The sequence below is a fragment of the Pseudomonas protegens genome (genome assembly GCF_003732485.1).
Classification (GTDB): domain Bacteria; phylum Pseudomonadota; class Gammaproteobacteria; order Pseudomonadales; family Pseudomonadaceae; genus Aquipseudomonas; species Aquipseudomonas protegens_B.
The window spans coordinates 216670-225514 of record NZ_MOAK01000086.1 but is presented as its reverse complement, the minus strand read 5'-3'; the positions used below and the strand labels follow the sequence as shown (position 1 = coordinate 225514).

Sequence of the window (8845 nt, the reverse complement as noted above, 5' to 3'; positions counted from 1 at the left end):
AACCGGGCCCAGCCGCTGTTGCGGCGGATGAACGACCTGGGCTTCCAGCAGGACGAGCACCTGCCCCTGCGCCCCCAGGCGGCGCTGATGGACAAGGTCCTGGAATCGCGCCGCGGGCAACCCCTGGCCCTGGCTCTGATTGCCCTTGAGCTGGCACAACGGCTGCAGATTCCCATGGTGGGGGTGAACTTCCCCGGGCACTTCCTGCTGCGGGTGCCCGGCGCCGACCATCTGCTGGACCCCTGCGGCGGACGCCGACTGTACCCCGCTGACTGCCGGGAACTGCTGCAACGCCAGTACGGCGCCCATATCAAGCTCAGCGCCGAACACCTGGCCAGCGCCGAGCCGCTGCAGATGTTCCAGCGCCTGTCGCGCAACCTGCGCCAGCTGCACCTGTCCTACGACGACAACCTGGGGGCCCTGATCAATGCCGAGCGTGTGCTGGAACTGGGCAACGGCAGCGCCGCCGACTACCTGGCCCGGGCCAGCCTCTACCAGCGCCTGGAATGCCCGAATGCCGAGCGTTTCGACCTGGAGCACGCGCTGCTGCTCAGCGACGATCCGATCCAGCGCCTGCGCCTGACCGAACGCCTGGGGCATCTGCCGCCCAACACCGTGGTCCACTGATCGCATCCCGGACCGGGCTCTGGCAGGATACTCGGCTCACTCCACGGAACGGGCACAGCATGCTGATCAGAAAAGCTCATGGCGATGACGCGCAACGGGTCTTCGACATTCGTAACCAAGCCATCAACCACCAGTGCCGAGGCCACTACCCCGACGCCGACTTGCAGATCTGGACCGCCGGCAGCCTGGCGGACTACTTCATCGAAGTGGTGGAAAACACCGGCTACGTGGCCGTCATCGACGACCAGGTAACCGCCAGCGGTCTGCTCGACCTGGAGACCGGACAGGTCGACGCGGTGTTCGTCGACCCGGCCTACATGGGCCAGGGGATTGGCCGGCAGATGATGGCTTACCTTGAGGAACGGGCACTGCAAGCCGAGCTGCCGCACCTGATCCTGGACTCGACCTTGAATGCCGCCGACTTCTACCGTCATTGCGGTTTCGTTGGCGAGCGGATCGCCCAGTACCAGTCTCCCCGGGGCCTGACCCTGGCCTGCGTGCCGATGATCAAGCACCTGGCACGCTGAACCGACAGCACATCAGGACTTGAGCGGCGCCTGCAGCTCCGGGGCCGCTCCCGCACCACCCGCACAAGCCTCGGACGGCGAGCGCACCTGGATGATCAGCAAGGCCGCCAGTACCGCTGGAATCGCGCAGAAGAAGAAAATCTGCTGCACCGGGATATGCATCGCCAGCAGCATGCTGCCGAACAAGGGCCCGAGGATCGAACCGAAGCGTCCCACCCCCAGCGCCCAGCCGGTGCCGGTGGCGCGCACCTGAGCCGGATAGAAATTACTGGCGAAGGCGTTGAGGGTCAGTTGCCCGCCGATGATGCAGAAACCGGCGGCGAACACGAACACCACCAGATAACGCGGGTTGTCGTGATTCAAGCCCAGCAACACCGTGCACAGTGCCGCGGCGCCGAGCACGGCCGCCAGCAGGCGCACCTTGCGCTTGAGGCGGTCGGCGAACCAGGCCATGCAGATCGCCCCCAAGGTGCCGGCAAAGAGGAACATCGAGGTCACCAGATTGGCCTGTTTCAGGGCCAGGCCACTTTCCAGCAGCAAGGTCGGCAGCCAACTGATCATGAAGTACAGGAGGATCAGGCTGACAAAAAAGGTCGACCAGATCAGCAGCGTTGGCCGCGCATAGCCCTGGCGGAACAGCTCCACCACCGTGAGCTTGCTGCTTGCCGGTGCTTCACCGGCGCCGCTGACAACGGGCGGAGGCTGCCAGTCCGGGAGCATCTGCGCAGTGACCTTGCGCAAGCGCGCATAAGGCGGCGCGTCCCGCAGCAAGCGCGGCAGGGATTCGGGCAGGCGCCAGACCAGGAACGGAAACAGCAGCAAAGGCGTGATCCCACCGGCCAGGAACACCGCCTCCCAACCGAAGCGGTCGATAAAACCGGCAGCGACAAAACCACCGGCAGCGCCACCGAACGAGAAACCGCAGGCGGCCAGGGTCACCATCAGGGTGCGCAGGCGCGGCGGCGAATACTCGGACATCAGGGCCATGGCGCTGGGCATGGCGCCACCCATGCCGATCCCGCAGATAAAGCGCGCGGCCATCAGGCTGTGGAGGGAGTTGGCGAACACCATCAGCACCGTCAGGCTGGCGTAGATCAGCACGCAACAGAGCAGAATCCGCCGTACCCCGAAACGGTCCGCCAGGGGTGTCACTGCCAGAGAGCCGAGGGTCAAACCCAGTAGGTTGGCGCTGAACACCGGACCGAAGGCGGACTTTTCCAGGCCCCAGTCCTGAGCCAGGGCCGGCACCACATAACCCAGGACCTGGGCATCGTAGCCGTCAGTGACCAGCAGCAAGGCGAGAAGCAACAGGAGCAACCACTGATAGCGGGACACCGGGCGGGCGTCGAGCGCAGCACGAAAGCTGGCAATCTGATTTTGCATCGCAAGGTACCTGTTCGTTTTTTATGGTTATGAGCAGCAGTGTTGCGCAGGTCACAGGCGGTGACCGCTCAGGCCCCGTTGCGGGGCCCGGGTGATGCGGATGGCACGCCGCCCCGAATGCCGGGGCAGCGTGCAGGCTCAGGCCGGGGTGTCCGGCTGGTTGGCCGGGTGCGCAGCCTGGAACGCCGGGTGCGCCGCAGCCAGGGCTGCGACTCGCAGAATCCGTGGATACTCATCCAGAGACACCTTGAAGCGCTCGGCGGCGTACAGCTGGGGAATCAGGAACACATCGGCCAGCCCCGGCTCATCACCGAAACAGAAGCCGTGATCACCGATCAGTTGCTCCAGGGCGGCCAGGCCCTGGCTGATCCAATGGTCGATCCACACCAGCAACTGGTCTTCTTCATGCCCCCATTCCCGCAGCAGATTCTGGGTACTGGAGTTGTGCAGCGGGTGGATGTCGCAGCCGATGATGGCGGCCACCGCCCGCTCCTGGGCGCGGCTGACCAGATCCTCGGACAGCAGCGGCACCTGTGGATAACGCTCCTCCAGGTACTCGATGATCGCCAGTGACTGGATCAGCAGATCGCCTTCATCGGTGCGCAGGGCCGGAACCCGACCCTGAGGGTTGATCTCCAGGTACTCCGGCTGGCGGTTCGCCCCGCCCTTGGGCACCAGCAGGTTGACCGGGATGGCCTGGAACTCCAGGCCCTTGAGGGCCAGGGCGATGCGCACCCGGTAGGACGCCGTGGAACGGTAGTAGGTATAGAGCTGCATGAGGCGCTCCCCTTAGCGGGCCGGCTGGACAGTGCCCCGGCATTCGCCGAAGCCGATGGAGGCGAAACCTTCGCGGCGGCAACGCCCGCGCAGAATGATTTCATCGCCGTCTTCGAGGAACTTGCGCACCTCGCCGGAGGCCAGTTCGATGGGCTTCTTGCCGCCTTCGGTGATCTCCAGCAGGCTGCCGAACTGACCGCTCTGCGGACCGGACAAGGTGCCCGAACCAAACAGGTCACCGGCCTGCAACTGGCAGCCGTTGACGCTGTGGTGCGCCACCATCTGTGCCACGGTCCAGTACATGTGCTGAGTGTTGCTCAGGGTCAGGCGGTGGGCCGGCAAGCCCTGCTCGCGCATGGCCTGGGTAATCAGCAGTACTTCCAGCTCGATGTCGAAGCCGCCAGCGGCCTGGTCGCGCTTGTCCAGCAGATACGGCAAGGGTTGCGGGTCGCCTTCAGGGCGCTGGGGCTGGGCCCGACGGAACGGCTCCAGGGCTTCGGCCGTCACCACCCAGGGCGAAATGCTGGTGATGAAGCTCTTCGACAGGAATGGCCCCAGCGGCTGGTATTCCCAGGCCTGGATATCCCGCGCCGACCAGTCGTTGAGCAGGCAGAAACCGGCAATGTGCTCGGCGGCGTCGCCAATCGCGATGGGCTCGCCCATCTCGTTGCCCTGGCCAATCCAGATGCCCAGTTCCAGTTCATAGTCCAGGCGTGCGCAAGGGCCGAAGGTCGGCTCGCTCTGCCCGGCCGGCAAGGTCTGACCCTTGGGCCGGCGCACATCGGCACCGGAAGCGCGAATGGTCGAGGCACGACCGTGGTAGCCGATGGGCACGTACTTGTAGTTGGGCAGCAGGGGATTGTCGGGACGGAACAGCTTGCCGACGTTCTGCGCGTGCTCGATGCCGACATAGAAGTCGGTGTAGTCATTGATCTTGGCCGGCAGGTGCATCTGGCAGTCCGCCGCCAGGGGCAGCAGCTTCGCTCCCTGGGCTTCGATCTTGCCACGCAGGCTGCTGCCCTCGCCCAGCAGCTCCAGCAGTCGCTCACGCAGGGCGACGCGGGCCGGACGGCCAAGCTGGAAGAAAGCGTTCAACTGACCACCACGGGCGGCTTGCACCGCGGCCTGGGCCTGGCCTTCGAACAGGCCGGCGTCCAGCGCCGCTTCCAGGTCGAAAATCTGTTCGCCAATGGCGACACCACTGCGGGGCGCCGAACCCTGGGTGCTGAAGACCCCCAGGGGCAGGTTCTGCAACGGGAAGTCGGGGTGACCGTTGGCGGACTCGACCCAGCTACGGGTGATGGTTGAGGTCATGGGTTATCTCCGATTCGGGTTGAAGGTGGCGGGCAGCGAGGCCCAGCAAGCATCGTAGTCGTTCTGCAGCTCTGGGCATTCCAGGGCGAACTGGTTGGGACGCAGCACCTGGCTGGTCTCGAACATGAAGGCCATGGTGTTGTCGATCTTCGAAGGTTGCAGCTCGACGTTGATCGCCTTGGTGCAGGTCTCGCCGTCCGGACCGTGGGCGCTCATGCAGCTGTGCAGGGACGCGCCGCCGGGCAGGAAGCCTTCGGCCTTGGCATCGTAGGCGCCCTGGATCAGGCCCATGAATTCGTTCATCAGGTTGCGGTGGAACCACGGTGGACGGAAGGTGTTCTCGGCCACCATCCAGCGCGGCGGGAAGATCACGAAGTCGAGGTTGGCCAGACCCGGCACGCTGGTGGGTGAGGTCAGCACGGTAAAGATCGACGGGTCCGGGTGATCGAAGCTGACAGTACCGATGGTGTTGAAGCGGCGCAGATCATATTTGTAGGGCACGTTGTTGCCGTGCCAGGCCACCACGTTGAGCGGCGAATGGTCGAGCTCGCAGCCCCAGAGTTCGCCGAGGAACTTCTGCACCAGGGTGGTGGGCTGCTTGAGGTCTTCGTAGTGGGCCACCGGGGTCAGGAAGTCCCGGGGATTGGCCAGGCCGTTGCTGCCAATGGGGCCCAGGTCCGGCAGGCGCAGCGGCGCACCATGGTTTTCGGCAATGTAGCCACGGGCCTGGGGGTCCAGCAGCTCGACGCGGAACTTCAGGCCCCGGGGCAGCACGGCGATTTCCAGGGGATCCAGGTCCAGCACGCCCAACTCGGTGGCAATGCGCAGGCGGCCCAGTTCCGGCACCAGGAGCATTTCACCGTCGGCATTGAAGAATACTCGCTCCATGGAACGGTTGGCGCGGTAGTGATAGACGCTGATGCCCGCAGGCTTCTGCGCTGCAGAGTTGGCCACCATGGCCACCAGGCCATCAATGAAATCGGTGGGCTCGGCAGGGATCGGCAATGGGTTCCAGCGCAGGCGGTTGGGGGTCACATCTCCCAAGGGGCCGCCTGCCAGTTGCCGTTCGAGCTTGGCAAACGCCGGGTGATTGGCCGAGGGCTGGATGCGGTACATCCAGGTGCGCCGGGCTTCACTGCGGGTCATGGTGAAGGCGGTGCCGGAAAACAGTTCGGTGTACAGGCCGTAGGGCGCTTTCTGCGGGGAGTTCTGGCCGACGGGCAGTGCGCCTGGCAGGGCTTCGCTGGCGAATTCATTGCCGAAGCCCGATTGATAGCTGAGGGCCGACGCCGAAGAATCGAGGTTCATGGAGCCTCCTGGAAGTTGGAGTAGGCAGGGGCCCACCACTCCTTCACAAGAGTTATCGGCACGCCTGGGTTATTTTTATCGTAATCCAATTACGCATAACGTAATTTGATTGCCCGAGAGCGTCAAGCTATAAAGACCGCCACTTGTCACGGGACCCCAACACCTCCATGGAAAAGCCGCGCAGCACCAGCGACAGCACCGGAAAACAGAAAGTCCGCTCGGCCGAAGTCGGTACCGACATCCTCAAGGCTCTGGCCGAACTGTCGCCGGCCACTTCTCTTTCGCGCCTGGCCGAACATGTGCAGATGCCCGCGAGCAAGGTGCACCGTTACCTGCAGGCGTTGATCGCCAGCGGCTTTGCCGAACAGAACACCGCCACCAATCACTACGGCCTGGGCCGTGAAGCCTTGCGGGTGGGGCTGGCGGCCCTGGGCAGCATGGATGTATTGAAAGTGGGCGCCCTGCCCCTGGCGGAACTTCGGGACGAATTGAACGAAACCTGCTTCCTCGCGGTGTGGGGCAATCAGGGCGCGACCGTGGTGCACATCGAACCGGCGGTGCGGGCGGTGACCGTGGTCACCCAACTGGGCTCGGTGCTGCCCCTGCTCAGCTCATCCACCGGACTGGTGTTCAACGCCTACCTGCCACAGCGGGAAACCCTCGATCTGCGCCAGCAGGAACTGTCTACAAGCAGCCCCCATGCGCTGGCCGACCCACAGGTCCACGACGCACTGGCCGAGCAGATTCGCCAGCGCGGCCTGCACCATGTCCACGGTTTGCTGATGCCTGGGGTCGATGCCCTGTCGGCGCCGGTGTTCGATGCCACCGGCAAGATCGCCGCGGTGCTGACAGTGGTAGGGCCGACATCGCTGTTTCACGCCGATGAACATGGACCCGCAGCCCAACGCCTGCTGGCGGCCAGCTCTGCAGTGAGCTGGCGCATGGGTTATCAACCGCAGCCCGAGTAACCGGCACGCCTCAAGTCATCAGCCCCAGGGCCTGGGCCTTGGCCACTGCCTGGGTACGCCGCTCGACCCCCAGCTTGCTGTGAATCCTGCGGCCGTGGGTCTTCACCGTGTGCAGGGAAATGAACAGTTGCTCGGCAATCTGCTGGTTCGAGCAGCCCTGGGCGATCAATTGCAGCACTTGCAACTCCCGCAGGCTGAGCAGGCTGTCCTGACTCTCCTGCGGCGCCGCCGCGAGCGTGGCTGGTGGGCTGCCCAGCGCCTGCAACAACGTCGGTTGTCGCAGGCGCAACTCGTGCAGGGCCTGGGGCAGATTGCAGCGCGCCACCAGCTCCTGCCCGGCCTGCAACGCCTGCGCCGCCAAAACCTGATCGCCGAGGGTGAAGGCCACCTCGGCCAGGGCCAACTGCACGTGAGCCTCCAGCCCCAGCATGCCGTGGCGCTGGGCCCGTGCCAGCAGCCCCTGCAAAGTGGCCACCGGTGCCTGGACCCGCCCCAGATCAACCTCGGCCAGCACCAGCAGGTACTCGATGCTCGGGATCAATTCCAGGGTGGCCGGCGGTGCTTGCAGTGCCTGGGGCCCGCGAAAATGCCGGAGCACCCGGCTCAGGGCTTCGTGGGCCAGCTCCGGCCGGCCCTGCTGCAGCCAGAGCTGGCTGCTGACCTGCAACAGCACGCCACGGTAGACGGTGTCGGGGATCTGCCGTTGCTGCATCAGCCGCTCGGCGTCTCGCAGGCGAACGAACGCCTGGGCGTAGTCGCCCTGGTTGGCCGCCAACTGGGCTTCACCGAGAAAGCCATACAGAGCGCGCTTGTCATGACTGACCAGGCAATCCTCGAGCCCTCGGCGAAAATACCCGGCCGCTTGCACATCGTGCCCCTGGCGCAACGCCAGCCGACCAAGGCGCAAGGCCAGGCGCCCGAGCAAGGGTGTGGCGCGCAGCGCTTGCCCGGACAAACGCTCGATCACCTGCTCCAGCAAACTTTGCGCTCGATGGGGGGCGCCGCGTTGCTCCAGCAACTGGGCGTGGTCGAGCTCCAGCAAGCCTTCGAACAGCAACGCATCCTGGGCCCGGGCCAGACACAGAGCCTCGCGATTGAGGGACTGGGCCACGTCCAGCTCACCGCACAGCAGCGCTTGCTGGGTCAGACCGGACAGGCACAGCAAGCGGGTGGTCCAGGCGCTATCCGCCAGTTCGCTCAAGGCATCGAGAAAGTGCTGCCGCGCGGCGTCCATCCGCCCAGCCAGATGCAACAGCCAGCCCTGTTGTGCCTGCCAGCGCGCCAGCAGTTGGCGTTGTTCACCGGCCGAAGGTTGCGGTGCGAACCGTGCCATCTGGGCCATGCATTGCCCGGCCTGTTCGAAGCGTCCGGCAAACAGCATGGCCGCCACCAGCAACCCCAGTAACTGCGGACTGCCCAACAACAACTCGGCGCCCTGCCGCTCATGCAGTTGCAACAGCAACAACCCGTTGTGCTGCTGGAACAGGAACTCGAAATTAAAATGCTCCAGCAGGCTGACCGCGACTTCATACTCCTCGGCCAATAGCGCCTGCTCAAAGGCCGACTGCCAGTCCTCCTGAGCGGTAAACCACTGGCAAGCCCGCCGATGCCAGGAGCGCCCGGTGGGCCAGGCCTCATCCCGCATCAGCCGGGCCAGGGGCGGGAACACCTGCAGCCAGTCGGCGCTGCCTTCCCAGGGTTCGATAAAGCAGGCCAGGTCCTGCAGGGTACGCAGGTACTGGGCCCCTTCCCCGGCGCCAAACAGGTGCTCGCACAGCTCGGCATTGAACCGCGGCATGTGGGCCAGCACTTGCCAAACCTCCGCCAGCTCCGTCGGCAACACGCTGAACAGCTCGTGCTCCAGGTACTCCAGCAAGGTGTTGGGCCGCCCTGGCTTGCAGGGTTGGGTAACCAGCTCGCTGCCATCGAGCAGGGCGATAC

Annotated in this window: 8 protein-coding genes; 3 read left to right on the top strand and 5 right to left on the bottom strand. The window is 65.0% G+C overall.

All coding sequences use genetic code 11. From position 1 onward, the window contains the following. The coding region (locus tag BLX41_RS28030; RefSeq protein ID WP_259745265.1) for a transglutaminase family protein at positions 1-627 on the top strand (627 nt) is incomplete at its 5' end. Between the two features lie 59 nt (positions 628-686). Next, complete coding sequence (locus BLX41_RS28025; protein WP_123727508.1) at positions 687-1154, top strand: GNAT family N-acetyltransferase; 468 nt, start codon at positions 687-689, stop codon at positions 1152-1154. Between the two features lie 12 nt (positions 1155-1166). On the opposite strand, the gene BLX41_RS28020 is transcribed toward BLX41_RS28025, so the two are convergent. The 4 genes from BLX41_RS28020 to hmgA form a co-directional block, all read right to left on the bottom strand. Continuing rightward, positions 1167-2537 carry an MFS transporter gene (locus tag BLX41_RS28020; protein ID WP_123727507.1) on the bottom strand — a complete coding sequence of 457 codons (1371 nt, stop codon included), beginning with the start codon at positions 2535-2537 and terminating at the stop codon, positions 1167-1169. A gap of 138 nt (positions 2538-2675) precedes the next feature. Next, the gene (gene maiA / locus BLX41_RS28015; protein WP_123727506.1) at positions 2676-3314 is read right to left on the bottom strand and encodes a maleylacetoacetate isomerase; all 639 of its coding nucleotides are present in this window, start codon (positions 3312-3314) and stop codon (positions 2676-2678) included. 12 nt (positions 3315-3326) lie between these two features. Then, a complete protein-coding gene (fahA, locus tag BLX41_RS28010) occupies positions 3327-4628 on the bottom strand; it encodes a fumarylacetoacetase (protein WP_123727505.1) in 1302 nt (433 codons plus the stop codon). Between the two features lie 3 nt (positions 4629-4631). Next, on the bottom strand, positions 4632-5936 hold the full coding sequence (gene hmgA / locus BLX41_RS28005) for a homogentisate 1,2-dioxygenase (protein ID WP_123727504.1): 1305 nt from the start codon (positions 5934-5936) through the stop codon (positions 4632-4634). Between the two features lie 167 nt (positions 5937-6103). Here hmgA and BLX41_RS28000 point away from each other — a divergent pair, with 167 nt between their 5' ends. Then, the gene (locus BLX41_RS28000; RefSeq protein WP_123727503.1) at positions 6104-6904 is read left to right on the top strand and encodes an IclR family transcriptional regulator; all 801 of its coding nucleotides are present in this window, start codon (positions 6104-6106) and stop codon (positions 6902-6904) included. Between the two features lie 10 nt (positions 6905-6914). Here BLX41_RS28000 and BLX41_RS27995 read toward each other — a convergent pair. Continuing rightward, positions 6915-8845, bottom strand: a 1931-nt coding sequence (locus BLX41_RS27995; protein WP_259745264.1) for a LuxR C-terminal-related transcriptional regulator, incomplete at its 5' end; no start/stop codon positions are given.

Bases quoted from the DNA above. Each gene is read 5' to 3' on its own strand.
- fahA (WP_123727505.1), bottom strand. From the start codon at position 4,628: ATGACCTCAACCATCACCCGTAGCTGGGTCGAGTCCGCCAACGGTCAC.
- BLX41_RS28025 (WP_123727508.1), top strand. From the start codon at position 687: ATGCTGATCAGAAAAGCTCATGGCGATGACGCGCAACGGGTCTTCGAC.
- BLX41_RS28000 (WP_123727503.1), top strand. From the start codon at position 6,104: ATGGAAAAGCCGCGCAGCACCAGCGACAGCACCGGAAAACAGAAAGTC.
- BLX41_RS28020 (WP_123727507.1), bottom strand. From the start codon at position 2,537: ATGCAAAATCAGATTGCCAGCTTTCGTGCTGCGCTCGACGCCCGCCCG.
- maiA (WP_123727506.1), bottom strand. From the start codon at position 3,314: ATGCAGCTCTATACCTACTACCGTTCCACGGCGTCCTACCGGGTGCGC.
- hmgA (WP_123727504.1), bottom strand. From the start codon at position 5,936: ATGAACCTCGATTCTTCGGCGTCGGCCCTCAGCTATCAATCGGGCTTC.